Raw genomic sequence first — 26,531 nt, forward strand, 5'->3', positions numbered from 1 at the left:
TTATCACTGTATTTTTGTTAAGTTATTAGTCTCAGACTTTTATGACCAATAAAGTATATCACAAGTGTTTAATTAAGTTAACTGCACTCACCACTCGCACAGTAATTAACCTAGTACATGAAGGCAGAACGTAAGAAAATTTATAAAGCAATACTATTCTCTTCATTGGTTGATATCATAATTTCTGCAAATCGTCAACATGTCCTGAACCCAGTGATAATAGATTAACAGCTAAACATATACACAAAAAATATAGAGAAACACCATATGTCTCTCCATATCTATAGCTTTTAACCAAATTCACATTTAACTTTCTACTTTGGTTTCCAAATATTGCCCAATCATGATTTCTTCCCCAGCGCGGGAAATAATGGTTTGACGGGTACGGTAATTAGTACCGATTAATTTTAATTCTTCCTCAAATACTGAACCATTGTATTCGGTTCGTAGATGCATTGTTTTGGTGTCGCGGAAATTATATTTTGCCGTCACTGGTTTAGGTGTAGCGAAACCGCGATCGCGTAATAGAATATTTCCTTGAATACCAAAGATTGTTGAGCCTGTAGTGGGTTTTTTCCCTGCTTGGGAATAGTTGCTTTCCCAGGTGCTTTTGGCACCAGCAATAATCATTTTCTCATCATCTAGCTGGTGCATCTTAGCCAGTTCTACCAACTCTATGCTTCCCTGTTCCAAATATTTAACGGTGATGTAACTGACGATTTCTTCAATTTCGCCACTTTTGAGTGTGTAATATCTTCGCTCAGAACGCCAGTCACCTGCTGAATGACGAAAAAAGTCCTCCGCTAACGATTCTGATGTATTCTGTGCAATTTGTACGGGGAATGCCATCAAGTTTTAACCTCTTTCAGGATGATAACTGCACTATTGCTGTGCTTAGTCAAGCTATACATTAATAGATTAACATATTTTAATATTAAGTCTAATATTAAAAACTGTATAGCAGTTGTGATTAAGATACGCGATCGCTTTAAGCTCGAAACTAAGACCTATAGTGATTCCCAGTTTTTCTTCAGTAACGCCAAGAAGGTTGCATAACCTTCAGAAAAACCTACAGGATCAGGGAGAACATATTCAGGAAACTCCTTATAGGAACGCCAAGGTTGAGAAGAATCTTGACGTAAATGTAAACCAGATTCCGTTGAACCGGGGACTTTCCAAGTCATTTGACCAATGGGAGATTCAGCCATTGACATCACCTTGTTTTTTAGTGTTCTCCTGTCTCCACAAAGTGAGACAGTTTTTACGAATATTGACAGAATCTAGAGAAAAGTCTGTCAACAATAATACATTTTCGATGATTGATTATTTATTTAAATTAGTTATCAATTTCAAGATACTTTTTCGGGCTTAGATGTATCACCGCCCCTGGACAGATTCTATCTAACACCAGAAGACGCAGATGCATCACCTCTCCTTTAGAGAATAAGTAAGAAGTAAGAAGTATATTTTGTAAGGGCGTTTAACAAGGCGGATTTGCGCGCTCATCCGACTCCGCAAACGTACCACCCCGAAACAAAACGGACTGCCTGTAGAGGCACCGGACTTAAACCCTCAAAGTTCGTTAAACCCTGAATATTTATTAAAAAAAGATCAGCGGATACATAGCTAAGTTGAATAGTTAGCGGTCAACTCGTCGCCGCCAAAAATTCATCTCATCACCTCCCTATGCCTACGGCACGCTGCGCGAACAGGTAGGTGAGAGGCTTCTTTCTGTTTTAGCTAAAACTTATATGCAAAAACTTGAATTGTGCTACTTGCGGGCAAACTGTTAGGACTAATTGCCAAAGTATCTCCAGGACTGCGACGGACAGGAACACCCTGCATAACGTTCAAAAATTCATCTAAAGGGGCAATATCACAAGTTGCGCTGTCAGCTGCTGCGGTACGGTAGTGGGTTGGAACAATTAACTTGGGTTTCAACACATCGATTGCCTGCTTTGCTTCTTGGGCATTGTAAGCTTTAGGTCCACCACCTACAGGAATAAAAGCAATATCAGGCTGCCCCATCAACACTCTTTGTTCAAAGGAAATGGGTGCAGCAGGTGCCCCCAAATGTACAATATTTATTCCAGCTTGTTTCCAACTCCAAGCTGCATTAAATCCAAATTGTTTACCACCTTTACGATCGTGAGGTATGCTAGTTCCTTGGAATTTTATGCCTTTAAAGTCATAAACACCCGGCTCATAAATTAGCTTCGGATTTCCTTGTAAATTGTCTACCGACCCTTCATCTAGTAATTGACTACTAATCAAAACTAAATCTGCTGCAACTTTAGGTAAACGATACTTTGCTGTACAACCTAAAGTTCGGAATGGATTTACCAGTATTTGCACACCTCCTCCACTGAAAAGAAAGCAAGTATGACCCAACCATTTAACTGATAATGAACTGCCAGATTGGGCATTAGTGCGAGATTCAGAACTCAAAGTCGTAATCAAAGCTGTAGCTATTCCTGCACCAGCATAGCTCATTAACTGTCGTCGTTTCATGACCTTACTCTCTCACCTGTAATTGTTCTAGAAAATTGCGTAATAGTAGTTTTCCTGAGGTTGTCAGGACACTCTCTGGATGAAATTGGACTCCTTGAATGTGAGGATAGTTCCGGTGTCTCACACCCATGATGGTGCCATCTTCGATCCAAGCAGTAATTTCTAGTGTATCTGGACAGGTGTCACGATCGATTACCAAGCTATGGTAGCGGGTTGCAGTCATTGGATTTTCGATCCCTCGGAAAACTCCCACCCCAGTATGAGATACAAGGGAAGTTTTGCCATGCATTAATTCTGGGGCAGAAACAATTCTACCGCCAAATACCTGACCAATGCTTTGATGTCCCAAACATACCCCTAAAATTGGTAGATGTGAGGCAAATTTTTCGATTAATTCTAGGGAGATGCCTGCATCCTCTGGACGACCTGGACCTGGTGAGATGACGATTGCATCTGGTTTGAGGTTGAGGATTTCGGGGAGAGAGATTTTATCGTTACGGAAGACTTGTATTTCGGATGCAACAGGGTATTCTGCTGCTAGTTCTCCCAAATATTGCACCAAGTTGTAGGTAAAGCTGTCGTAATTATCTATGACTATTAGCATGTTGACTCCGGGTGCGATCGCTTCGGCATAGCCTGTCAGTTTCAGACTTAGCTGTTAGTTCGCTTTTTTTAATTGTGATTGATTTTTGCCGGAAGTAACCTACTAATGTCAAGTGTCAAATGTAAAAACTATGTGAAAACTATAATTAAAGCGCAGAAGCAAAGATCACAAATAAGGGAGGAAGAATCAGAATTGAGGCAACTATAAGTGCGACCATTGCTGCCACTAACACCGCACCTGCTGCACAGTCTTTAGCAATTTTTGCTAGCTCGTGGTAGGTTTGTTTAACGGTGAGGTCTACAAGGGATTCAATTGCGGTATTCAGCAGTTCTAGGGCTAAAACCAAGCCGCTGGTGATGGCGATAACCGCGATTTCCACAGGTTGCAAATGTAAAAGAACACTTAAGCTAACCGCAAGTAGGCAAACTGCCACATGTATCCGAAAATTGCGTTGAGTTCTAAAGGCATAGCTAATTCCTGCCCAGGCATATTTGAAGCTAATGAAAATATTTGAGGCAATTTTCCAAGATAGCTGACGTTCTTTACCAATCACGGATTCAGTTAGATTGGGCTTTGGTGGTGAGGAAATTTGTTGGGACATAGGCTTTATTTAATATATTGGGTTAATTGGGAGTAGGATGATGAATTTTGGGAAAATTTTCTGGAATAGTGGTTATTTTAGTAATTAACCGATACTCTTAAAGATTTGCAGAGCGATCGCATATCTGAACAAAGTCGCCCAAACTATTTTATGTCAATAGTAATACCAATTGTCTTCAGCAATTGTACTTGCCGCCCTAGCATTTGACTTAAACTTTCATCGTCTGGGTGATCCCAACCTAGCAAATGCAATAAACCATGACAAGCCAACCATGCTAACTCGGTAGATAGCAAATGACCCTGTTGTTGTGCCTGTCTGTTAGCTGTCTCAACTGAAATTACGATATCGCCTAAATACAGCGGTAAGTCAACCAGCATTTCTGCTACCTGGGGACAGTCAACTTCCAACTCAGCAAAAGCTAAAACATCCGTTGGCTGATCTTGATGTCTAAATTGGGCATTTAGTTCCTGAATTTCAGCATCATTAGTAAACCGCAGCCCAATTTCATAAATTGGTGCTGAAGAAATATCTGGCTGCAATGTGTTAAACCATTTATAAAACCACTCCTCCCAAGTTTCTTCTGTGATAGGAGTAGTTATTTTTCCGAGGGATGAATAATTGAAATAGTCTTGCACACACAGTTCAACTAGCACCAGTGACAAAATCTCCTGAATACTTCAACAGCTAAAGCTTAAAAATTTCTTGATCAGCGAGTGAGATAGGCAAGTCCAATTAAAACAGCCATAAGTCCTACGGCAGAAAGTGCGAAGTGCTTCAAAGAAGTACCTCCCTTTTGCACCATATTTCTCATGGCTAATTTTACGTAGCTTGGTTTAGGTTCGTCGGTAGAAGAATTACTCATGATGATTTGCTAACAAATCTTTTTTTGATTGTAACAGTTTGTTGAGATTTAGAGTGCCATCTTGGCATGGGTAAAAATAACTAAGACGCACTCTCCACTAATTGATTTTCTTGACGCAGGTAAGTTTGGATAAACTGATCCAGTTCACCATTCATGACATCACCAATAGCTGTGGTTTCCACATTAGTTCGTAAATCTTTAACCAATTGGTAAGGGTGAAACACATAGTTCCTAATTTGATTACCCCAAGAAGCATCCACCATATCACCACGGATTTCGGCAATTTCCTTAGCGCGCTGTTCTTTAGCAATAACTAACAGCTTTGCTTTGAGACGAGCAAGTGCCTTTTCCTTATTCTGGAGTTGACTGCGTTCTTCTGTACAGCGTACAGCGACTCCTGTGGGGATATGAACAACGCGCACGGCAGTTTCAACCTTATTGACGTTTTGTCCGCCTTTACCCCCAGCCCTGGAGGTGGTGATATCCAAATCTTTTTCCGGGATATCTAATTGGACGCTACTATCAATTTGTGGCATTACTTCTACCCCTGCAAAGCTAGTTTGTCGCTTGCCATTGGCGTTGAAAGGGGAGATTCTCACCAATCGATGTGTTCCCATTTCTGAGCGCAAATATCCGTAGGCATAGCGCCCAGTAACTTCGATTGTGGCTGATTTTAGTCCAGCTTCGTCACCTTCGGAAATTTCGATTAAATGAACTTTGTAATTGTGATCCTCGCCCCAACGAGTGTACATCCGCAGTAACATTTCTGCCCAGTCTTGGGCATCAGTACCACCTGCACCAGCGTTGATGGTGAGAACTGCACCAAGATGATCGTATTCGTTGGAAAGTAATTGTTCTAGTTCCCACTGATCTAGTTCGCGGTTTAATCTGATGACAGTGGATGTGGCTTCTTCTAACAGCCCCTCATCTGTTTCTAGTTCTAGTAGTTCCACAACAGCCCTAGTGTCTTCTACACTCGATAACCAGCCGTGGTATTGCGACAAGTGTACTTTGAGTTCGTCTAATTCTCTTAATGTCTGTTGGGCTTCAGTTTGATCGTTCCAAAATTCTGGTTGGGCAGATATTTGTTCTAAATCTTGAATTTTCGCGGTGAGTGCGGGAATGTCAAAGATAGTCCTGGGTTTTACCCAGGCGGCGAGAGAGCGCTTCAATTTCCCGTTTAATTTCTAAAACGTCCATAGGGTCTGATTGAGTTAGTACAAGTTGAGGATTTTGATGCTGGGGAAGACTTATATCTTAACCTTTGTTGAGCAAATAACTAAATCCCATTATTTTCGGTCAATTGGGTTTTATTCATCACAGTGAGGCTGAGTTTTTTTTCAAATCATATCAGTATTATTACTATGTTTGAACAGAAATGTATGAAGACTAGAGCAAGAAGGTAAATCAGGATGAAAATTATTTGATCAGCCTTACCAGTCTAATTATTTTTGGTCTCCTTCAATAGTTGAAGTCGTTTTTGGGGGGTATTACATTCATAAACATCAATATTTTCAAAATAATTGGAGATTTTTAACCCTAAATGCAAGGTTGAGTCTTTTTTTGGGTACAACAAGTAGGAAGGAAATATATAAACAGGATGCCACTGGCTCAAACAAAGTCATAATCAGCACTTCAGGAATAATTGACTGGTTTTAAAACCTTCCTTCAACACACAAAAACATCTGAATTTGGTTAATCATGGCGCTTCAAAAACCCATTTAAGACAGAAAACTCTAAAAAAAATATCCGTAATAATACTGGACTGTTGGGTAAGACCCCTTTTAAGTTCAGTAGAACAACGAATGGTGTCTAAAAGCATCAATAAGGAAAATAATGACATCTCAAATGAAAGTTTACGCAGCTCTTGTGTTTGAAAAACAAGGGGTTAACTAAATAAGGATATTTTTATGGCAACGAGTCAGTCCTATGTGCGGTCTGATAGTATGGAACTTCTACGTTCCTATCATCAAAATCCCTCTGTTAAGCTTCGGAATGAATTGGTACAGTTACATACTGGTTTGGTGCGTAAAATGGCACACAAATTCAGTCACCAATGTAATGAGCCATACGAAGATTTGGAACAAATTGGTTATTTTGGATTGATTCGAGCGATTGAGCGTTTTGATCCCAGTCAAGGGTATGCTTTTAGTTCTTTTGCAGTTCCTTACATCCGAGGTGAAATGCTGCACTTTTTACGCGATCGCAGTACACTACTAAAGATTCCCCGTCGTTGGCAAGAATTATACAACGAAGGTCAAAAAGTTCGTAAAGAGTTGGCTGAATTGTTTGGTCGTCCACCCAAGGATGCCGAAATTGCCAGTAAACTCAAGGTATCTGTGCAAGAATGGCAGGAAACTAAGTTGGCATCTCAAAATCGAATGCCTTTGAGTTTGGATGCAACTGTAGTTCACTATGTAGATTGTCAAATTACTCTGGGTGAGGCACTCCCCTGTCCCCGTACAGCAATTGCCCAAATGGATGAGGAAGAACGTCAACATCTCCAAGGTGCTATTTGTCAGTTGGAAGAAAAACCTCGGATGGCTGTTGAATTAGTCTTTTTGAAGGAATTGTCCCGTAAGGATGCAGCTAAAAATATTGGTACTAGTCCGATGACTGTCACCAGATATTTGCAAAAAGGAGTCAATGACTTGATGTATTTAATGCAGGCACAAGCTATTGCTGCTAATTCTTGATATGTCTATAAATTTAGGAACGCTCTGTGAACAGATTCTAGGGAAAACTAGAATTCGCAATTTGGTCAAATATGATGAATTATGAGTAGGTAGCAACTACCAATTTTGGTAACTTGCTGCTTGCGTCGATGCCCGTAACTATATTACGGCAAGATAGCGATCGCGTAAATCAAACAACTAACTATATAAGTAGATGGTTAGAAATAAGCGAAATATAAACTTAGCTTAAACCCTTAATACTACTCACTCCCCACAACGATAATTTTTCCTCCCGACTTAAGTTGATTAAAAGCCTTGACGATAAATAATTTTTCCAAACTGAATTTTGTATTCTCTAAAAGAGTAGAAACCTGTTAGCAAAGCTTAAGGTAGTTATAGCTATTATTATAGATATAAGTAAACTCGCACGCGCAGCTAACTAAAACCCCATGTCAGAAACTACCATAGCTGAAACCAGCGTCGCCCTGCCTCCCACCCAGGCAGAACTACCCTACGATGACAATACGACGATGGAAAGCGAAAGACATAAGGTACAGATGGAATTGCTGATTGAGACTTTATCATTTTGGCTCCATCAGCGAGAAGATGCTTATGTTGGCGGGAATATGTTTGTGTATTACAGCCTGGAACAGGTGAAAAACCGCGATTTTAAAGGTCCCGATTTTTTCGCTGTTTTGGATGTACCTAAAGGTGAGCGAAAAAGTTGGGTAGTTTGGGAAGAAGGGAAAGCACCTGATGTGGTAATTGAATTGCTTTCTGCCAGTACGGCATCTGCTGATAAAAATGAGAAGAAATTAATTTATCAAAATCAGATGCGTGTACCAGAATATTTTTGGTTTGATCCTTTTAACCCCAGTGAATTGGCAGGTTTTTCGCTACAAAATCGTGGATATCAACCCTTGATGGAAGATTTTCAAGGTAAATTAGTCAGCCAAACTTTGGGGTTAGCGTTGGTGCGCTGGCAAGGTATTTACAAAGGGATCAATACAACTTGGTTGCGTTGGGCAACCTTAGAGGGAGAGTTATTACCAAGTTCTGAAGAAATTGCGGAAAAAGAGAAACTCCGTGCAGAACAAGAGAAACTTCGTGCTGATAATGCTGAATCTCGACTCAAGCAAGTTGCCACAAATTTATTGCAGCAGGGAATGACTGTGGAACAGGTAGTGGGGTTAACAGGTTTATCGGAAGCGGAAATTAGGGGAATCGCTAATTAGGATGAAAAAGAAATAGACTGAATTACTTTTGTTAAGCAAGCTTGGCAATTGGTAAGAAGAGGCTACTTTCGGAAATCGTAGCTAAAAGCAACACAAAACCCGGCTTGATAAATCAGCCAGGTTTCTTGAATTGATTTCGATTGTAAATTTAACCATACTCACCTAATATTTTTAACTTTTGGAATTTCCCCCAAGTCTCCCTTCAATTTTCCCAGAAACGAGAAAATTGAGGATAACTTTTTTGATGGGAGTAAATACCAAACATACTGTTGACTGAAAACGAAGGTGAATTTATATATTGAATAATTCTAGAAGCAATAACATTTGGATTAAAGCCTAACTTAGCTTGAATATTCGGCATAGCCGAACCATTAACCAATTTGCGCTTCAGCATTACCATTACGAATACACCACGCCATTTCCAATAGTTGAGTCCAGCGTTTTTGTAACTGCTTAGGAGTACATTTTACGGTTTTGGCGATAACCTGATCACTATGACGGGCAGCTTTGAGTTGTAAAATTTGACGTTCTTGTTCATTTAGCTGGCTGATAAACTTATCCCATTGTTGAGAAGAAAGTCCTAATTTCTGCTCTAAACCTGCACCTAACCATTGATGAACTAATTGCCAATTGTGGGTGCGTGAGAACTTTTCGACGTGATATTTAAAGCGTTGCTGGAGGTAATCACGCTGGCGGCTGGTCAAACCGAGAATTTTGTCAATTTCGGGTGCAGATAGGTCTTGCAGCTTCAAAACGAGGTAATCAGCGCAATCTTTTTGACCTTGTGCTTCTAAATATGCGACCAATTCCGAGATGACGCGATCGCGTTCGCTATCTTCTGCCGGATCAAAACTGCTTTGCGCGACTAACTGCGATCGCAATTGTTGTACAGCCGAACTCCGTTGGTAAGCTTCCCCCTCTTCACTTCTAGAAGATTCTAATGCAGCTTCAAAATCAACGGTGGTTTCTTGAGGTTGACGACGACTAAACCCTTGAGCGCGTAAAATGACCAATTGTTGATTGCAACCACCAGGTAAATTGATCCGACGTTTAGCGTATTGTTCAGTAAACGCCATATACTCGGCTAATTGTAACTGGGTGCGGGGAGAATAATCTTCAGGTAATTCATTTTCCCGGCGGAATGCCTTAATTGCCTCAATGTAGAATGCTTGTAAAAAATCTTCAATCAAGTTGTAACGAGCATCAAATCCCAATTGTGTACCAGGAGTTGAAACATGACGGTAAACCATTGCACCCAAATTGCTATGTAATTCTACCCGACCCCGCTGAGAACCCAATTGGTAGTAACGTAAGCACTTCTGAATCCGATGACGTGCCAAAGTTAACTGCCAAGAATTTATTTCCCCAGAAGTTTGAATCCGAGAACTTTTATCACAAATCCGTTCAACTTCTTTAGTAATACGATTAGTCACAGCTTGAACACAGCCGACTGAAGCTTTAACTTGTGCTTGTAGTTCTTCGTAAAGGAGATTTTGTAGGACTTCAGGATTTAGAGCTAGTTGCGTCTTGTTAGCAAAGGAGCGATTAGCGGAGTCATCACCACGATTAGCAGACTTCGCAGCAGAAACAGAGGTAGGTAGATTCGCAAGATTCGTTTTCATGATTTTTTTTCCTGGAGATAGCACCGAAACATTGGTAAAAATACTTAAGCTAACCTCGGCTGTCATGCAAATCTCACCACGGTCATTTGACCACGGCAGACTTTAGATAGGCAAGTCATCTCAAGTACCGCTGATATTTATGACTGTAGAAAACTTCTAAAAGTTACAGTTACCTCACTGTGTCGGTTTTTTCATCCGCAACCAAACGGGCAGTGGCACAAGGGGAAGCACCACTGTCTAAAATTACTTTAAACTCTTACTGGTAAAGGGTTTGTGGCTATATCGCCGGGATTAGGTTCTGGCTTTTTCGGTATGACAATTTTAAAAGTGGATCTGACAAGATTTTTCGCTTTAGGAATAAAAAACAAGCTAAGGTGAACTGATTTCAAGGTTGTCGTGCGTTTAGTTGGGTTTATCAAAAATCTAGTGATTTTTGAAGCTATTAGCATCTCTTGATGCTAAAGAAAATTCTGCATCAACAACTACATCCAGGCATCTGCTTCTTCCCAACCTAAACCTTTGCGTACCATCACAGGTTGTTCTGCGGTCAAATCTAGAATTGTGGAAACCTTGTATGTTGGTTCCTCACCAGTATCTATAATTAGATCCACCATGGGTTCTAGGCGATCAAACAATTCCACCTGTGTCATATTTGCTGGAGATTCTGACCAATTATCATCTTCTTCATCCAGTAGGATATGTGCCGAAGTGGAAATAATCGGGTTGCCTAAGCTTTCTAATAATGCCAAGCAAGCAATATGATTTGGCACTCTAATTCCTGTGGTTTTCCGTTTAGGACTCTGCACTAGGCGAGGTACTAATTTTGTCGCAGGTAAAAGAAAAGTATAAGGTCCTGGAATTAGACTTTTCATAATGCGGTAGGCAACGTCGCTCACAAACGCATATGTTGCTACGTTAGAAAGTGAGGGGCACAAAAAAGTCAGAGGTTTATCGTTTGCAAGCTGTTTAATTTGTCGCACTCGTTCAACTGCTGATTTTGCATTCAAGTCGCAACCGATGGCATAAACTGTATCTGTAGGATAAAGCATGACTGCGCCACGTTGCAGTTCGGTATGTATTTCCTCTATTCGGCGGCTTTGAGGATTGTCGGGATGGATTGAAAAAATTTTTGCCATAAAGAAATTTGTTAATTAGGGTATGGGGTATTATCTCATCCCTGCCGTGATGGGTTATTGCAATATCACAACTACGTTACCTAAAAATCCAAAATTTCATGTAAAATCTCATCCAAAATCTAAAATTATGAATAAAATTGCTTATCTTCAGTGTCCATCGGGTATTTCTGGTGATATGTGTCTGGGTGCTTTGGTAAGTTTGGGTGTCCCTTTGGAGTATCTAACAGAAAAACTCAATTGCCTAGGAATTGAACATGAGTATAAATTACGGGCTGAGTCGGTTCAGCGTCATGGACAAACGGCAATCAAGGTACATGTGGATTTACATCACCACCATCACCATGATCATCATGAAGAACACCATCACCACCATGGACGGCATTTGCCAGAAATTGAAGGGATGATTCTCAGAGCGAAGTTGCCACTTAGGGCAGAAGCTTGGAGTTTAGCTGTTTTCCGGCAGTTAGCTGTGGCTGAAGGTGCTGTTCATGGCATTCCCCCGGAAAAAGTTCATTTTCACGAGGTTGGTGCGGTAGATGCCATTGTGGATATAGTTGGGACTTGTTTGGGGTTAGATTGGTTGGGAATTGCCAGTACTCCCCAGGGTTTGCCAAGGTTATATTGTTCGGCATTTCCCACCGGTGGGGGTACAGTCAAAGCGGCACATGGTGTGATGGCAGTACCTGTACCAGCAGTGTTGAAATTGTGGGAAATCCGTGGCTGCCCGGTTTACAGTAACGGCATTGATAAAGAATTAGTGACTCCCACCGGATGCGCGATCGCTACCGCGCTAGGATTAGAATTTGGTTCACCTCCGCCTATGTCCATCAAACAAATTGGACAAGGGGCTGGCAGTCTCAATTTGTCTATCCCCAATGTTTTACAGCTTTGGCTAGGTGTTGCCGCTGAAATTCAGGAAAGTAGCCAAACCAGCAACTTGGGGGTGGAAACAATTTCTGTCCTAGAAACCCAAATTGATGATTTGAATCCCCAAGCTATTGGTTATTTGTTGGAAACTTTACTTTCTACAGGTGCAGCACTGGATGCATTTACTCAACCTATAGGGATGAAAAAATCTCGCTCAGGCATATTATTGACTGTGATTTGTCATCCTGAAAATATCCAGCAATGTCAAACAATGATCTTCCGTGAAACCACAACTTTGGGTATTCGTCATTCTACTCAACAGCGGACAATCTTGGAGCGGGAAATGCAAACTGTAGAAACACCTTATGGAGTAGTATCTGTAAAAGTTGCATGGATTGGAACAGGTGGAGATAAAATCATCACGAATGCCCAACCAGAATACGAAGATTGTGCCGTATTGGCACGTCAGCATAATATCTCCTGGCGGGAGATTCAAAGATTAGCGCAGAACATTTGGTATTTAGAAAATAGTGAATCTGAAATAAATTAGCTTCCTACTTTCATCTTTGGAAAATATCGACTAGAACTTAACAATTGTAGAGACGCAGCATTACTACGTCTCTACATCAAGATGATATTTACAGTAAACTGGTGATACTACATATCACTAATTGGTGGCATCTTTGACTGCATCAGCAGCATTCTTTGCGTTTTCCTTCAGATTTCTCACACCACGTTCTGCACCATCAGAGAAAGATTCTTTTTCGTTTTCAAAAGTACTTTTGATGTTATCAGCAGTGGTCTTAAAATTTTTCGCGCCACGTTCTGCAACATCAGATAAAGATTCTTTTTCCTTTGCAAGGTTACGTTTAGCATTTTCAGTTAAATATTCAGCTTTCGTATTGCTTTTATCGATGGCAGCTTTTGAACGGGGATCAACATCACTATAGTTGTTCATGCCACCTTCGTAAGGAGAATTAATATCTGCTCCTTTAGGCACTCTAATTTCTGAGTTTGCACCATCGTTATATGGATTAATTTTTTTTAATTCTGCTTTAGCATCTTTATTATATGGATTAGTGGTTTTTGTTCCTGAATTGCTTGCGTCTCTATATGGAGTAGTTGCTGCAACAGAGCTACAGGCTTGAGAAACTAATAGCAAACCACCAAGAATAAATGCAAAAAAAGCCTTTGCAGGAATAATAGATCTGACTCTGGAAATAAAATTATTCATTATTCGCTCCTAATTTAGTTGATTGTTTCCTAGATTTAAGTTTGTTAAAAACCCACCACATAAACCTTGTCCATTTTGATAACTGTAGTTGGTAACTTCAGGTCGTGAAATTCCTTCCTTACGCCCCTCCAGGAAGCCGCTGCGTCTCTACGCAATAGAAAAACTCCACTGTTCATGACGGACGAGATTCATTTACAGGTGATGTGGAACAACAAAGTTAAAAATAGGGATTGTCCAAAACTTTGGTAGTCGTGTCAGTCAACCATGTAATTGGTTGATGTGAGACTGGCTAATTCAAACTGTGTATTGAACCAAGATACCCATTTATGTTAGTAAATAAGATACTCTATGTATATCTGGCAAAAGTTGTATTATATTTGGGAAATCAAAGTAACTTTATCTAACCTAGGGCAGATATAAGTTTAGATAACTATTGTGAATTCCGGCGAATACTTGATATATTCTCATAGTAAATTTACTATTTTAAGAGGATTATTTAAAAGTAGAATTTTATTTTTTAGACAACTCAAAATTTGAGAATTAGATGAAAAATATTTTCCGATGGTTAATCTTAGGGCTGACATTATTTTTCTTGGCTAAAACCCTTAAAGACAACTGGCTAGAAGTGACGGCTATTCGTATTGATGAGGTGGGTTGGGCAATTTTAGCGATCGCATGTGGCATTACGCTATTTGCCCATATATGGGCTGGTTGGATCTGGACTTTAATTTTACGGGGATTAAATCAACCTGTAGAAAGAACGCATTTTATCCAAGTCTACCTCAAAACTAATATTGCTAAGTACTTACCTGGTAATATATGGCACTATTATGGGCGCATCCTGGCAGCGAAAGAGGCTCAAGTTTCCAACAGTGCAGCAACCTTTAGTGTACTTTTAGAACCTTTATTAATGGCTACGGCGGGTCTAATTCTGATTATTTGTTTAGGTAGTAACTTTACACCAATCCAAAATAATTCTTTCGTTCGGGCATTTCAAATATTAAGTTTGATTGGACTACTTTGTGCGATTCATCCGAGATTTTTAAATCCCCTAATTAGCTTTTTACGAAAATTAAAATCAAAAAAATCTAGCCCAAGCGAAACACCAAGCAGTGATTTCTACTTGGAGCGATATCCCATAATACCTTTGCTGGGTGAATTAGTTTTTTTAGGGTTGAGAGGAAGCGGATTTATTTTAACTATGTTTGCTTTAAGCTCTTTGGAGTTGAATCAAATCCCACTGTTGCTTGGTGCTTTTAGCTTTTCCTGGTTACTAGGACTAATTGTTCCCGGTGCTCCTGGAGGAATAGGGGTGTTTGAAGCAAGTGCGATCGCATTACTCGATAATCGCTTTCCCCCTGCGCTCATCCTCAGCACGATCGGACTATACCGCTTAATTAGTATCCTAGCTGAAATTGCAGGTGCTGGACTTGCATGGCTTGACCAACATTTACCCGCAAGAAAATAAGCTCATTAAGCAAGTTTACTTTTTTCTGATTTCAACTGAGAAAAAACTCGATAACTATCTAAATGATATTGGGGCTGAACCGCTAACTCTTCTCCCTTCATTCTAATTAGGTTATATTCAACATTTTCAGCATAAATTGCAAAAGTAATATTGAAAATTTCAATAAAATTGATTACCCAATAACATTCTGCTTCTGGATAATTATTGTAATATCTAATTAATTCAGCTATTCGCAACTCTAAATGACTGCGCGAATTCCTGCTAATCAAAATAATTTTGAGGAGGATAACCACTAAAGTTAATGGGTTTCCCTGAGATAGCAACATCACGAACAATGAAGAAGGTTCCCGTCCATTTTCAGTCGTTAGAGAATCTACTAATTTATTGCAAATTCTCAGTAGCCAATCTTTATTAATAGTCTCTGTATGATTATCTTCTTTCCATGAACTAAGCTGCTCTAGTAACTGCTGTTTCAAAGCTTCAGTTATCTCTTTCTGTTGAACAGAAAAAAACAAATACTTTTGCAAACTAATTTTAAATTCTTTTAAACATTGATTTTGTGTTTGTTTGATAAAAATATTGGCAATATTCTCATAACTAAACACACCTTTTCTAATTACTATCGCTTTAATTAAACGAATTACATTATCCCCCAAAATAGTGGGATTTTTAGAGCGACACAGATTTGTACTTCCCGACTGCGATCTAGCAATATACATCGCCAAATCAAACTTAAATTTGTCCTTGAGAACCCTAGACATCCTTCTAGCAGCTTCTTGTTGTTCGCGGGGATTATCTTGATTCAAAGACTGAGCTAACAACAAATATGAACTATAGCGATTTACCCAAGGTCCTTTTGTCTGTTCTTCATATCGATTTACAAATAGCTTTAACTCTTGATAGTCATCACTATTAAGGAACTTGACTAACCAACTTCTATATATATTCTTTCTGGAAACTACTTTTGATTCGGTTGCAAATTTATAATCGGTAAAAATATTAACTAAATCATTAATATATTTATACTTTCGATGGCTTTCCCAATTATTAATCAATATATAGCAACACCGTTTTAAGGTATAGCGAAATTCTTGTTCATCATTTTCACTAAATGCTCCATAAATTCCCAAACTACGACTGGAAGATTGTGATTCTAAACAATCTATAAATAAACGCCTGAATTCACTTAAAACATCTTCTGCCTGTTTGCTTTTGATAATTCCCAGCAAAAAGCTGTAAATTTTATCTTGTGCATCCTGCAAGTTTTGTTGTTTCTTACGTGATTTAGGTAGATACTGATCACCCTGGCTATATAGTAAACTATTCGCGGTCATTGTAATTCTCAAGACCTATCAGTTTGCTGTGAGTTTCTTTTCAGCTTAACCTTGGTTTACTCTACTATCAATGCACTATATTTAAAAACAACATTGATTTTACACAAATTTGATAATTGTGCCATCATCGATATTATTTGTTTAAAATTTTTCAGAATAAATACTGAAAAATTAATCAAAAAACATATTTTATTTAAGTATTTACAAATTATCTACAGTAGCAAAATATACGATCAATGTGTAAGTTCAGTATCAATAAACTAGGAAATTTACTTTTAGGAATGTCAATTTAATAAAATGCAGAACCCTCGATATGGGTCAAGTTGTAACCAACGCGATCGCGGAGTTTTACCATAAGCAATAGTTAGGGGTGCTGATGGTACACTATATTTAGTAGTCGAAGTGCCAAATCTAACGGCTTATTCTCCTCCTGCGATGCCAGTTTCCAGGAATCAGTAATTAGACCAGTTTTCAGCTATTTGAACCACATCAAACGTAGGGGTAAAGCGCGTTGCTAAACCCCTACAGCGTGGTCTACTTAGCTGAAAATAGCTCTCATTCATCGCCGTGATTACTGAGCGAAGTCGAAGTGAGCAAAGTCAAACTAGCCCTTGTGAAGTACTTAGGAACTAACAACCGAAACCCGGTTTTCCTCGACTCAACACAAAAACATTTCGTATTAAATCTGAAGAAACTCGGTTCTTCAGTTTGAATACGAAATGTTTTGAATCAACTATGAAAATAAAATGGGGGTGGAGGGACTTGAACCCTCACGACTTTTAAGGTCAACGGATTTTCATCCTTTTACAGCTTTCGCTGCTACCTTTACACTTGAGGCTTTAAGAATTGGACTCTCTCTTTACCCTCGGCTTTACGTTAGGGTAGCTCCCGTCGAGTCTCTGCACCTTCCGAACAGTTTTGAATGCAAAGCTAACTTTGTGCTCAATTTGTTTCGGCTTGGCTCAGGATTGCCTTATCTCTTTAAAAGACTTAGGTTTCCCTGAATTTGAGAGCATCCACTTGTCAGGTTTCTCCAACAAGGCTCAATTTCTTAAGTCCGCAGCGTCTACCATTCCGCCACACCCCCAAACTTGTCTAGGACTTGTTTGGTTTTTTGAGGCAGTTAAATGCCCCTCATATATTTGAACATCATTTGTGTATTTTGTCCAACATTTTTCCGAGAAATTTCTTCAACATTTGTAAATTCTATAGAAATCAGCCTGATTTCCTGATGTGATTGCTAGAGTTTGAGTCGCAAACGCTAGCATAATATAGAAAGTGACAGGCGATTATTTTCTTGCGATTTGGTGAAATACCAATTATCAGGAAGCGCCGAAAGTGCCATCAGACAAAGGAAAAACCATGATTGTACCGCTGTTATATGTGAGTTTGGCTGGAACTTATCTTTTAGTGATGCCAGTGTTTGTAATTTTCTATCTCAAGTTTCGCTGGTACACTGCTACCTCCTTCGAGCGTGCATTTATGTACTTTTTGGTGTTTTTCTTTTTTCCAGGAATGTTAGTGCTGTCGCCAATTTTAAACTTCCGACCTCGACGACGACAAATTGAAGCTTAATAAATTTGCGGGACTATAACGATAAAATGCGACGTATCGATGCTTTGGGAATCACTTTGGGTGTTTTTGTAGCAGGTGGTTTGCTGTACTTGGGATTCCAAGTATCGGGATTAGATAGCCAATCTGCGGGAATTTGGAGTCAGGCTTTGTTGGTGGCTGGCTTGATTGGCTGGCTTGTCACCTATATTTTCCGTGCTGTGGGCAATAAAATGACCTATCACGAACAGCGGCGAAAATACGAAGATGCTTTCTTGCAAAAGCGACTGGATGAAATGACACCAGAAGAACTGGCGCAAATCCAGGCAGAAATTGAACAGGAAAGACAAACTCAGGTGTAAATTGGTTATTTGTCCCCAGTCAAAAGTCAAGAGTCAAGTTTGTATCTGTGACTCTTGATGTATGACCTTTGATTTTTAGCCAAAAACAAGAAGTAATGACTCCAATTTCTGAATGTTTTGCAAATCTGGCACAACGTCGTGAATGTGCTTTGATTCCATTTATTACAGCTGGTGATCCTGATCTGGAGACTACCGCTAAGGCTTTGCGCCTACTTGATGACAGTGGTGCGGATATAATTGAGCTAGGGGTTCCCTATTCAGATCCTCTGGCTGATGGTCCTGTAATTCAGGCTGCTGCCACAAGGGCACTACAGCGAGGGACAACTTTGGATCGGGTCTTAGAGATGCTGACCTCAACTATTCCAGATGTGCGATCGCCTATTATCCTTTTCACCTATTACAACCCAATCTTAAATCGTGGGATTGAACAATTTTTAGAACAAGTTAAGCAAGCTGGGGTATCTGGCTTAGTGGTTCCTGATTTACCTCTTGAAGAAGCACGGGGACTATTAGAACCAGCTGCGGCAATTGGAATTGATGTCACCTTATTAGTTGCTCCCACTAGCTCTGCTGAACGAATTGAAGCCATTGCCCGCGCTTCTCAAGGTTTTATTTATCTTGTGAGTGTCACGGGTGTGACTGGTATGAGAACTCAAATTGAAACACGAGTATCCGATATACTTAAACAAATTCGTGGTTATACTGATAAACCAATAGGGGTAGGTTTTGGAATTTCCCAGCCAGAACACGCTACCCAAGTGAGGGAATGGGGTGCTGATGCTGTAATTGTTGGTAGTGCCGTAGTTAAACGCTTGGCTGAAGGTACTCCCGCACAAGGATTAGATGCTGTTGGTGAATTTTGCCATCAAATCAAGAATGCGATCGCGTTGGCATAGGCTACCCTTTAAGGACTTAGCGCTGAATTACCAGTTGCCACAGCCAATACTGTGAATATTGGGTTATCATCGAAATCCTCAAAGTCTCAGCTAAAATTATCTAGGCAAGCGAGATGATAAAAAGTGTAATAACTATTTATTTCTCGCCCATCTTGGTAGACAATTTAACGGATATCGTTTTGAATGTATAAAGCATATGTCGGGCAAAAAGTAACCAGTTGATTCAAGCAATTGAGATTCAGCTATGATGTGAAGTCAAACAGGATACAAGCGTATATTATATGAGTGTGAGAGTATTTCCGTTATTGAAAATTGTTATTCCATCGCAGCTAAAAGGAGAAGGCGATGAGTGAGAGTATGGCATTTATCGGCGGAGTTGCTGTCGCTGGTCTCGCAGCCCTCGTACTATTGAGAGGGAATCCTAGCCCCATTGCTCAATCTGGTTTTACACTGCCATCGCAGTTGCCACCCCAAGTAGTTACACCACCAGTAATTCAGCCAGGTCAATATGGTGTTGGTCAAACATCGCCAAATTTGTTACCTGGAGATCCCAATAGCACTCAACTACGGATCGATAATGAGCGTGTCAAAATGCAGATGGACAATCTGATGCGCGAAAATGACCGCATTAAAGCTGAAAATCAACAACTCCAGTTCCAACTCCAAAACTACAATAACCAAGCCCAATTAAACGCCATCAGGGATCAAAGCCAGAATCAGTTGTTGCAATCACAACAACCACAAACCCCTTGGTGGTCTTCTGGCATTATTTGGGCAGTTGGGGGAATGGCTTTAACTGTTGGTGGTGGTATTGTTGTCGCTGGAGTATCAGCCCTTTTCTCGCCAAAACAACGCCAAAGCCGTACCGTTCAGGTCATTCATCCTTATACAGGTCCCACACCTCCACTTGTTCCAACTCGTCGGACTGAGTTTTTGCCACCTCGAAACGAAGTTAGACGTGTTGAGTCTCCCGAATATGATGATATTTACTAAATAACTTAACAACTAAATAGAGATAGAATGCTTCGGGTGATAGATCTCTGCTCAATAACACATTGGCTATCACCTGGCGACTTGGCATGTTTATATGTCTACATTGTTGAATTTATATAAATTTACATACATTTACACACATAAATAAAGCTAGATACATGGTGTATGGGACATTTTGCAAATATGACACTTCAGGAAGTGTCTTCTGCAATAGTCCTGATGTTTGTATATTTTTTTTCTTTTGATAAATTATTTTCCAGTAGGGTTTTTGTTGCTTGGTGTGATGACTAATGTAACTTAGAATACTTGACATTTACCTCACTTTACACAATCGCTTCTCAAACCTTCAGTCTATAATCGGTATGATTGTACACAACGTTTGTTTTAGGGGATGATTGAAAATTATCAATATCCGATTTACTAATTCAATTGCGGATAGTTATAACCCTAAATATTTCAACTTCATGCGACGGAAAGTTGGCGGAATCTCTACAGGTATAAGCTTCTGACAGTAGGGTATTTAGATCATTAACCCTCAGTTGCACCCCAAGTAATTCCATGTTGCCATTTATCAAAATCTATTATTTAGGGCAAATCAGCTAGTTGAGCTAACATTGCAATATGAAATATTTCTTCACAAAAATCAGTATAAAATATATTCTACTATCAGAAAATTAAAGGGCATACACGTACGCGTTATAACTCATTTTTGGTAGATCTGAATATAAAAAAACATACTTAAAATATTTTTGTAACCCCCTTTCCCGAAAAATAAATTCTGGGTAATATTACTGAAATATTCCCAACAATATCTAAACTCGGCAATTTATTTTTTTCATAAATTTAATTAAAGCAGCGCCAAATTTTTATCGCTGATTCAAGATAAGTATGGTAAATTTTGGATCTGCATAAACTCAGAACCTCGGTTTTATTTCCAATACTTGGGACTAAAGCTGATTCGATTTTAGCTGTAGTAGAATTCAGCCATAAGTCCATAAGTATTTACTAAATGGGTAGCTATATGGTAAATACAACCATTATCTGTTCTCAAGAGAAAAGATGGTATGGTTGCTTAACTACAAACTCCAATCATAAGCTGGCAGTGTTATTTGAATCCGAGTAAAATTCATGATTCATGAGGTACATCTTTCTAAAGACATATATTTTTAGACTGTAGGCTTGCTCTTTTTAATTACAGCTAAACCGCTTTTATATACTGTTCAAACAATTTTTTTTGAGAATTATGTTCTGATCAAGAAAAATTACTAACTTACTCTGAAACTGTGAGATGACTAATCAAATTCAGCAAAAATGTTTAAAGGACAAAGTAACTTAAACTGCTGAAAGTTGAGAAAAATCATCATGCGAAGAAGAATTTGATTTTTGATATTAAAGTGTTTGATTTAAAGAAAACCTCTGCTATTAGTTGATGCCTAGCAATGACATCTATGTTTTTATGGCTGAGGCATAAGAGCCTCCTTTTTCCATTTTTTTTTCTCAGTGTGATTACGTATACACTGTCACCTTCCTTTGCTCAAACGGATATACGTAATACTGCCCGTGTGGGTGCTGATAACCTTCCAGGTGGCAGGGTTGTGGATTCTAATCCGGTGACGCTACGAGCAGGTCAGGCAGCATTAGAGACAATTAAAACAGGCGATCGCGCTGCAGCTGAACCTGGTGATACGGTGGTTTATCGATTGGCAATTCGCAATACTGGTAACGTTGTTGCTAGAAATGTGAGTGTAACTGACAGGTTACCCATCGGTTTAACACTCATCAATAAATCAGTTAAAGGCAGTATTGGCAATCAAAGTATCGATTTAACAATTAGTCCGGCTTCAAATAGAAGCGTGACAATTACTACACAGCAAGAACTACAACCAAACCAAATTCTCAATGTAGTTTATGCGGTTGAAGTTACCCCAGATGCAGTTAGAGGTAATGGAATTAATTTAGCGCAAGCAAGGGCTGGGAACCTCGGTAGTAATCAAGCCAGTTATAGATTGCAAATTCGGAAAGGAATTGTTTCCGACTGTGCAACTCTAATTGGTCGAGTTTTTATCGATAAAAACTTTGATGGTGAACAACAGCGCAATGAGCCGGGAGTGCCAAATGCCGTCATTTACATGGACGATGGTAATCGGATTATCACCGATGCTAATGGCTTATATTCGCTATCAAATGTCATCTCTGGGTATCGTTCAGCTACTTTAGACTTGACAAGTTTACCAGGATATGCACTAGCTCCTAATAAATATTTTATCGAGAAAAACAGTTTTTCGCGGATGGTGCGGTTAGCACCTGGCAGTATGGGGCGAGTTAATTTTGCGGTTACGCCCGCGTTTTCAGAGGAAAGGCGATGAAAACAAGAAATTTAAAGTTCTATCTTTATAGAATATTGCTGTTAAACTCCCAAAAAAGTCAAAGGGGTGAAACCCTACAGGGTAAAACAAACCAAAGTTTGATTGATTGGATTACGATATTGGTTTTGTTGAGCAAAGGTAACGGAAAAGTTCTCGCAGCGTTTTGCGCGATCGCTTCGCCTGCCTTAGGCATCGCTTTGCCGTTTTCAGCCAGTCCAGTCCGTGCTGCCACACTTTCATCTCCAAGTATGATTGTCGGGTGGAGGCAAGCAGGGGAGCAGGGGGCAGGGAGCAGGGGGAAAATTTTTTCAACTAGTTCCCATGGTGAAACTTTAGTTGCCGAGGCTGATTTTGGCAATTTACCAACAGCACCAACACCTAACCAAAACCGTGATTTTGTTCCTACTAATCCGGAATTTATTTCTCCCATATCACCTTTTTCCAACATTGATTCTCTTCCTCCGGAGAATTCTCAAAAATTACCTTTAACTCCAACTCAAACCGGGCAAACACCTACAACTTCACCTCTAAAATCCAAAAAAATCAAGCTGGATATTTCCCCCGCAGATAACCCCCAAGTCCAAGCAGATGGACGTTCTACAATTCGCTTGCGGGGTGAACTCACCGACGAGAATGGACAACTTGTTCCCGGTGATGTGGTGGTGACATTAACCAGTAGTGCTGGTAAATTTGTTGGGGCAGATCAAAGTCCAGATCAAGGTGGATTCCAAGTGATTGCTAGGGATGGGGAGTTTTTGGCAACCTTACAATCGGATATCAAGCCGCAACAGGTGAAAATTAGGGCAGCAGTGGATAAAATCCGGGCTAATCCTAGTCGTCCAAATGGTATTAACCCTGCACCTGGTGAGCCTTTCCCCCAACAAAATGACACCACCATCTACGACAAACTGGTGGATTCACCGTTAGAAGCCTATACCCAGGTTGAGTTTGTCACCTTTTTACGTCCATCTTTGGCAACCGGGATAATTAACCTGCGAATTGGTGCGAGGGGAACTGATTACTGGGGCAGTTTTAGTGATTTCCTCCAACCAGGAAGAAGCGGTACAGGGGTAGATTTTAAAGCTGCGGCATTTGCCACTGGACAAGTAGGGGAATGGCTGTTTACGGGTGCTTACAACAGTTATCGTCCTTTGAACCAAGATTGCGAAGGGCAAAATCGCCTCTTTGGTAGCACCCAATTTTGTGAACAGCAATACCCAGTGTATGGGGATAGTTCGACGGTGACACCTACCACCCCATCTATTGATAGCGTCTATGCGCGATTTGAGCGATCGCCTAAAATCCCCGGTGCTGATCCTGACTTCTTGATGTGGGGTGACTACAACACTTCGGAATTTGCCCGTGAATCCCAGTTGTATTCGGCAACCTCCCGCCAGTTGCATGGTTTGAAGCTGAATTACAACTTTGGGAACTTGCAATTTACTGGGATGTATGCAAACAACATCGAAGGGTTTCAGCGGGATACTTTTGTTCCTAACGGTACTAGTGGGAATTACTTCCTTTCCAAGCGGTTGTTGATACCGGGAAGTGAGACGGTGTATGTGGAAGCCGAGGAAATCAACCGTCCCGGTACAGTTGTTGAGCGAAAACCATTATACCGTGACCAAGATTACGAAATAGACTACGACCGAGGCACCTTAATATTTCGTCGTCCCTTTCAAGCCACCGATTTAAACCCCTTTGGTGCGACTTTGGTAAGACGAATTGTGGTTTCTTACCAAAATGAAGGGGGTAAAGACTCCAGTTTATACGCTGGCAGATTGCAATATAATTTTTCCCCCACCTTCCAAAATCGGTCATTTTTAGCGGGAAGTTACCTATCGGAAGATCAAGGCGATCGCAATTTTCAACTTTACGGTGCTGACTTTTTAGTTTCTCTGGGTAACAACGGTAAAATTGTCGGAGAATTTGCCCGTTCTACTAGTGACTTGGATACAGGTAGAGGTGTGAATGGTAACGCCTATCGTTTAGAAGCCACCACAAAATTCAGCGATAATTTCTTTGCTGATGCCTACTACCGAGGGGTAGAACCTAATTTCCTTAACAATGCCACCACTAGTTATTCTCCTGGACAAACTCGCTATGGTGCATCACTCTTGGCAAAAGTTACCGACACCACTAGTTTGCGATTTGGTTACGACTTTGAGGAAAACTACGGTACAGCACCTAGTAGAGTTGTAGATTTCTTCGATTTATTCAATCCTCAACCCCAAGCCAGACCCGGTGAAGCTGTGAGTAACAAATTGCGGACTTTCCGGGCTGGAATTCTCCAAAGGTTGGGTACAACTTCCCAGAGTCCAGAATTGAGTTTGGAATATGTGAATCGTTCCCGTGATGATCGAGTCAATAACCGATTCAACGGTGATGCGAATCAACTGGTATCCCAAGCCAAAGTTCCCCTGGGAGAATCACTCCTATTTCGCGCCCAGAATGAGCTGAATTTGGATGGTAGTGATCCACTTTATCCCAACCGCACCACCTTAGGGCTAGATTGGAAAGCATATCCCGGTGTCACCTTCGCCCTCAGACACCAATTCTTTGATAGTAGTGAACTGATTCGGGGTAACTCAATCACCACTTTTGATACTCTCTTGGATAGTAAAATATCCGAAAATACCGCGATAACTGGACGTTATTCGGTGTTATCGGCATATAACGGGTTGCAGGGACAAGGTGCAGTGGGATTGAATCAGAAGCTCGTACTTTCCCCTGGATTGCGGATGAGTTTGGGTTATGAATATGTCTTCAAGAATCTATTCAATGCTACCGCCGCAGGTCCACGCTACGAGCAATATTACGCAGTTGGACAATCTGCTTCTTCACTAGGACTCTTCTCCGGTTCTGTATATAGCTTAGGATTGGAATATACCGACAACCCGAATTTCCAGGCAAGTGGTAGGTTTGAATATCGTGATGGTGATGAAAGTAATAATTTAGTCATATCTGCTGCTGCTGCCGGGAAAATTACTCCAGCTTTGACAGCCTTGGTTCGGTATCAGCAAGCTGGTGAAGCGAATGTCTATTTACCTACAGATAGCGGAATCAACAGTTCGGGAATTCGTCTCCAAGAATTGGGTGATACTTCCAACTTAAAAATTGGTTTAGCATACCGTGACCCGACTAATGATAAATTTAACGGCTTACTCAAGTATGAGTGGCGACAGAATTATGATTCAATCCCCGAAACACAGTTAGTTGGTTCCACTGTAACTGGTCATACTTTCTCGGCTGAGGGTATATACGCACCTAATTGGCGCTGGGAGTTATATGGAAAGATGGCTTTACGGAATGGTGTCACCTTCCTCAATGGGGATAGATTCGATGGTACAGCTAAGTTAGCTCAGTTACGTGCCAGCTATAAACTTGGCTACCGCACAGACTTAGCTGTGGAAGGACGCTGGATTGGTCAAGATTCCAATAGTAATAATGGCTACAACGAATTTGGATTAGCTGTGGAAAGTGGTTACTATGTGACACCAGACTTGCGAGTTGCTGCTGGGTATAGCTTTGGTAGTGTTGATGTGAATGGAGATCGAGATTTTTCTGGATACCGTTCTGAAGGTGGTTTGTATCTGAATATCAGCTTGAAGTTGAATGAACTCTTGGGTGGTTTCGGATTACAAAAACCAGCACCTAAGCAACAACAAGAATCAGTTCCTCAACCCAACACAGCTTTACAACCAGTGAATTCTTCTGAAAGTCAACAGATTGAGTTTCAACCAACTACACCACCTGTTGATACTCCAGTGACTCCAGAAACTAATTCCCAACCACAAATAACACCTGGAGATACCACTACTAAGGAAAGTCCAAAGTCACAAATATCACCAGAGTTAGGAAAGCCAGGAAATACTGAAAGCAATACAACAGAAGTTATTCAGCCATCAACCCCAACTCTAAGGGATAGACTCAAGCAAAAAACATCACCACCAGATAAACAAGAAGCAGGGGTGAATACTCATTCTCTCCCTGCACAAGAACCTCTTTTAGAAAATGCTGGTGGATTTGGCAGCAATTTACAGCAAACATCTCAGCAAACATTTCAGCAACCAGTATTGCCGTTATCCGGAACTCAAGTTAATGAGATTCAACAGCCGCAGTTGAAAACAGATGTAGAGACTTTAGAAAATCAAACCAGTCAACAGCAACTGATTCAGCGGCTAAAACAATCAGTACCAAGTGTGGAGGAGTGA

General features: G+C 40.3%; 23 protein-coding genes. 10 read left to right on the forward strand and 13 right to left on the reverse strand.

Features of this window, described 5'->3' with window-relative positions; genetic code table 11:
- Positions 1–306 precede the first annotated feature (306 nt).
- From CAL6303_RS19565 to prfB, 8 genes are all read right to left on the reverse strand, one after another.
- Positions 307–849 carry a phycobiliprotein lyase gene (locus CAL6303_RS19565; protein ID WP_015199564.1) on the reverse strand — a complete coding sequence of 181 codons (543 nt, stop codon included), beginning with the start codon at positions 847–849 and terminating at the stop codon, positions 307–309.
- 158 nt (positions 850–1,007) lie between these two features.
- On the reverse strand, positions 1,008–1,208 hold the full coding sequence (locus CAL6303_RS19570; RefSeq protein ID WP_015199565.1) for a hypothetical protein: 201 nt from the start codon (positions 1,206–1,208) through the stop codon (positions 1,008–1,010).
- Between the two features lie 532 nt (positions 1,209–1,740).
- A complete protein-coding gene (locus tag CAL6303_RS19575) occupies positions 1,741–2,511 on the reverse strand; it encodes an MBL fold metallo-hydrolase (protein ID WP_015199566.1) in 771 nt (256 codons plus the stop codon).
- Between the two features lie 4 nt (positions 2,512–2,515).
- A complete protein-coding gene (locus tag CAL6303_RS19580; protein ID WP_015199567.1) occupies positions 2,516–3,115 on the reverse strand; it encodes an anthranilate synthase component II in 600 nt (199 codons plus the stop codon).
- A gap of 145 nt (positions 3,116–3,260) precedes the next feature.
- Positions 3,261–3,716 (reverse strand): diacylglycerol kinase, encoded by a 456-nt coding sequence (locus CAL6303_RS19585; RefSeq protein WP_015199568.1) that lies wholly within the window; start codon positions 3,714–3,716, stop codon positions 3,261–3,263.
- Positions 3,717–3,859: 143 nt separating this feature from the next.
- Complete coding sequence (ybeY, locus tag CAL6303_RS19590; protein ID WP_015199569.1) at positions 3,860–4,369, reverse strand: rRNA maturation RNase YbeY; 510 nt, start codon at positions 4,367–4,369, stop codon at positions 3,860–3,862.
- Between the two features lie 53 nt (positions 4,370–4,422).
- On the reverse strand, positions 4,423–4,578 hold the full coding sequence (locus CAL6303_RS28855) for a DUF3285 domain-containing protein (protein WP_015199570.1): 156 nt from the start codon (positions 4,576–4,578) through the stop codon (positions 4,423–4,425).
- Positions 4,579–4,658: 80 nt separating this feature from the next.
- A protein-coding gene (prfB, locus tag CAL6303_RS19595) for a peptide chain release factor 2 (protein ID WP_015199571.1) occupies positions 4,659–5,778 on the reverse strand; the annotation gives its coding sequence in 2 pieces (ribosomal slippage) (positions 4,659–5,705 and positions 5,707–5,778; 1,119 coding nt in all).
- 710 nt (positions 5,779–6,488) lie between these two features.
- Between prfB and CAL6303_RS19600 the strand changes: the two genes are divergently transcribed.
- Together CAL6303_RS19600 and CAL6303_RS19605 are read left to right on the forward strand one after the other, a co-directional pair.
- On the forward strand, positions 6,489–7,274 hold the full coding sequence (locus CAL6303_RS19600) for an RNA polymerase sigma factor SigF (RefSeq protein WP_015199572.1): 786 nt from the start codon (positions 6,489–6,491) through the stop codon (positions 7,272–7,274).
- 428 nt (positions 7,275–7,702) lie between these two features.
- Positions 7,703–8,488: a Uma2 family endonuclease gene (locus CAL6303_RS19605; RefSeq protein ID WP_015199573.1), complete on the forward strand. Its 786-nt coding sequence runs from the start codon at positions 7,703–7,705 to the stop codon at positions 8,486–8,488.
- Between the two features lie 202 nt (positions 8,489–8,690).
- Here CAL6303_RS19605 and CAL6303_RS19610 read toward each other — a convergent pair whose 3' ends face one another.
- From CAL6303_RS19610 to CAL6303_RS19620, 3 genes are all read right to left on the reverse strand, one after another.
- Positions 8,691–8,882, reverse strand: a complete 192-nt coding sequence (locus CAL6303_RS19610) for a hypothetical protein (RefSeq protein ID WP_041739791.1) — start codon at positions 8,880–8,882, stop codon at positions 8,691–8,693.
- A complete protein-coding gene (locus tag CAL6303_RS19615; protein WP_041740791.1) occupies positions 8,860–10,110 on the reverse strand; it encodes a HetZ-related protein in 1,251 nt (416 codons plus the stop codon). Before CAL6303_RS19615 ends, CAL6303_RS19610 begins: the two co-directional genes overlap by 23 nt.
- A gap of 482 nt (positions 10,111–10,592) precedes the next feature.
- A complete protein-coding gene (locus tag CAL6303_RS19620; RefSeq protein ID WP_015199576.1) occupies positions 10,593–11,246 on the reverse strand; it encodes an L-threonylcarbamoyladenylate synthase in 654 nt (217 codons plus the stop codon).
- A 127-nt stretch (positions 11,247–11,373) separates the two neighbouring features.
- Between CAL6303_RS19620 and larC the strand changes: the two genes are divergently transcribed.
- Complete coding sequence (larC, locus tag CAL6303_RS19625; RefSeq protein WP_041740792.1) at positions 11,374–12,663, forward strand: nickel pincer cofactor biosynthesis protein LarC; 1,290 nt, start codon at positions 11,374–11,376, stop codon at positions 12,661–12,663.
- A gap of 117 nt (positions 12,664–12,780) precedes the next feature.
- Here larC and CAL6303_RS28625 read toward each other — a convergent pair whose 3' ends face one another.
- Positions 12,781–13,347 carry a hypothetical protein gene (locus CAL6303_RS28625; RefSeq protein WP_015199578.1) on the reverse strand — a complete coding sequence of 189 codons (567 nt, stop codon included), beginning with the start codon at positions 13,345–13,347 and terminating at the stop codon, positions 12,781–12,783.
- 544 nt (positions 13,348–13,891) lie between these two features.
- Here CAL6303_RS28625 and CAL6303_RS19635 point away from each other — a divergent pair.
- Positions 13,892–14,815 carry a lysylphosphatidylglycerol synthase domain-containing protein gene (locus CAL6303_RS19635; protein ID WP_015199579.1) on the forward strand — a complete coding sequence of 308 codons (924 nt, stop codon included), beginning with the start codon at positions 13,892–13,894 and terminating at the stop codon, positions 14,813–14,815.
- A 5-nt stretch (positions 14,816–14,820) separates the two neighbouring features.
- Here the strand turns inward: CAL6303_RS19635 and CAL6303_RS19640 are convergent, their stop codons facing one another.
- Positions 14,821–16,149: a hypothetical protein gene (locus tag CAL6303_RS19640; protein WP_015199580.1), complete on the reverse strand. Its 1,329-nt coding sequence runs from the start codon at positions 16,147–16,149 to the stop codon at positions 14,821–14,823.
- A gap of 1,362 nt (positions 16,150–17,511) precedes the next feature.
- Here CAL6303_RS19640 and ndhL point away from each other — a divergent pair.
- The 6 genes from ndhL to CAL6303_RS19665 all read left to right on the forward strand — a co-directional run bounded on the left by ndhL (position 17,512) and on the right by CAL6303_RS19665 (position 26,531).
- Complete coding sequence (ndhL, locus tag CAL6303_RS29435) at positions 17,512–17,724, forward strand: NAD(P)H-quinone oxidoreductase subunit L (RefSeq protein WP_083866330.1); 213 nt, start codon at positions 17,512–17,514, stop codon at positions 17,722–17,724.
- Between the two features lie 26 nt (positions 17,725–17,750).
- The gene (locus CAL6303_RS19645) at positions 17,751–18,062 is read left to right on the forward strand and encodes a DUF3007 family protein (RefSeq protein WP_015199582.1); all 312 of its coding nucleotides are present in this window, start codon (positions 17,751–17,753) and stop codon (positions 18,060–18,062) included.
- Between the two features lie 95 nt (positions 18,063–18,157).
- Positions 18,158–18,958 carry a tryptophan synthase subunit alpha gene (trpA, locus tag CAL6303_RS19650; RefSeq protein ID WP_015199583.1) on the forward strand — a complete coding sequence of 267 codons (801 nt, stop codon included), beginning with the start codon at positions 18,158–18,160 and terminating at the stop codon, positions 18,956–18,958.
- A 345-nt stretch (positions 18,959–19,303) separates the two neighbouring features.
- Positions 19,304–19,951, forward strand: coding sequence for a hypothetical protein (locus tag CAL6303_RS19655; protein WP_015199584.1), 648 nt, complete (start codon positions 19,304–19,306; stop codon positions 19,949–19,951).
- Between the two features lie 1,439 nt (positions 19,952–21,390).
- Complete coding sequence (locus tag CAL6303_RS19660; RefSeq protein ID WP_015199585.1) at positions 21,391–22,317, forward strand: DUF11 domain-containing protein; 927 nt, start codon at positions 21,391–21,393, stop codon at positions 22,315–22,317.
- Positions 22,314–26,531, forward strand: coding sequence for a hypothetical protein (locus CAL6303_RS19665; RefSeq protein WP_015199586.1), 4,218 nt, complete (start codon positions 22,314–22,316; stop codon positions 26,529–26,531). The genes CAL6303_RS19660 and CAL6303_RS19665 overlap by 4 nt, the downstream gene beginning before the upstream one ends.

It is taken from the genome of Calothrix sp. PCC 6303 (assembly GCF_000317435.1).
Lineage (GTDB): Bacteria > Cyanobacteriota > Cyanobacteriia > Cyanobacteriales > Nostocaceae > PCC-6303.

Bases quoted from the DNA above. Each gene is read 5' to 3' on its own strand.
- CAL6303_RS19600 (WP_015199572.1), top strand. From the start codon at position 6,489: ATGGCAACGAGTCAGTCCTATGTGCGGTCTGATAGTATGGAACTTCTA.
- CAL6303_RS28625 (WP_015199578.1), bottom strand. From the start codon at position 13,347: ATGAATAATTTTATTTCCAGAGTCAGATCTATTATTCCTGCAAAGGCT.
- CAL6303_RS19585 (WP_015199568.1), bottom strand. From the start codon at position 3,716: ATGTCCCAACAAATTTCCTCACCACCAAAGCCCAATCTAACTGAATCC.
- CAL6303_RS19655 (WP_015199584.1), top strand. From the start codon at position 19,304: ATGAGTGAGAGTATGGCATTTATCGGCGGAGTTGCTGTCGCTGGTCTC.
- CAL6303_RS28855 (WP_015199570.1), bottom strand. From the start codon at position 4,578: ATGAGTAATTCTTCTACCGACGAACCTAAACCAAGCTACGTAAAATTA.
- CAL6303_RS19645 (WP_015199582.1), top strand. From the start codon at position 17,751: ATGCGACGTATCGATGCTTTGGGAATCACTTTGGGTGTTTTTGTAGCA.
- trpA (WP_015199583.1), top strand. From the start codon at position 18,158: ATGACTCCAATTTCTGAATGTTTTGCAAATCTGGCACAACGTCGTGAA.
- larC (WP_041740792.1), top strand. From the start codon at position 11,374: ATGAATAAAATTGCTTATCTTCAGTGTCCATCGGGTATTTCTGGTGAT.
- CAL6303_RS19610 (WP_041739791.1), bottom strand. From the start codon at position 8,882: ATGCTGAAGCGCAAATTGGTTAATGGTTCGGCTATGCCGAATATTCAA.
- CAL6303_RS19570 (WP_015199565.1), bottom strand. From the start codon at position 1,208: ATGGCTGAATCTCCCATTGGTCAAATGACTTGGAAAGTCCCCGGTTCA.
- CAL6303_RS19635 (WP_015199579.1), top strand. From the start codon at position 13,892: ATGAAAAATATTTTCCGATGGTTAATCTTAGGGCTGACATTATTTTTC.
- CAL6303_RS19575 (WP_015199566.1), bottom strand. From the start codon at position 2,511: ATGAAACGACGACAGTTAATGAGCTATGCTGGTGCAGGAATAGCTACA.
- CAL6303_RS19580 (WP_015199567.1), bottom strand. From the start codon at position 3,115: ATGCTAATAGTCATAGATAATTACGACAGCTTTACCTACAACTTGGTG.
- CAL6303_RS19660 (WP_015199585.1), top strand. From the start codon at position 21,391: ATGACATCTATGTTTTTATGGCTGAGGCATAAGAGCCTCCTTTTTCCA.
- CAL6303_RS19665 (WP_015199586.1), top strand. From the start codon at position 22,314: ATGAAAACAAGAAATTTAAAGTTCTATCTTTATAGAATATTGCTGTTA.
- CAL6303_RS19620 (WP_015199576.1), bottom strand. From the start codon at position 11,246: ATGGCAAAAATTTTTTCAATCCATCCCGACAATCCTCAAAGCCGCCGA.
- ndhL (WP_083866330.1), top strand. From the start codon at position 17,512: ATGATTGTACCGCTGTTATATGTGAGTTTGGCTGGAACTTATCTTTTA.
- CAL6303_RS19640 (WP_015199580.1), bottom strand. From the start codon at position 16,149: ATGACCGCGAATAGTTTACTATATAGCCAGGGTGATCAGTATCTACCT.
- CAL6303_RS19615 (WP_041740791.1), bottom strand. From the start codon at position 10,110: ATGAAAACGAATCTTGCGAATCTACCTACCTCTGTTTCTGCTGCGAAG.
- CAL6303_RS19605 (WP_015199573.1), top strand. From the start codon at position 7,703: ATGTCAGAAACTACCATAGCTGAAACCAGCGTCGCCCTGCCTCCCACC.
- CAL6303_RS19565 (WP_015199564.1), bottom strand. From the start codon at position 849: ATGGCATTCCCCGTACAAATTGCACAGAATACATCAGAATCGTTAGCG.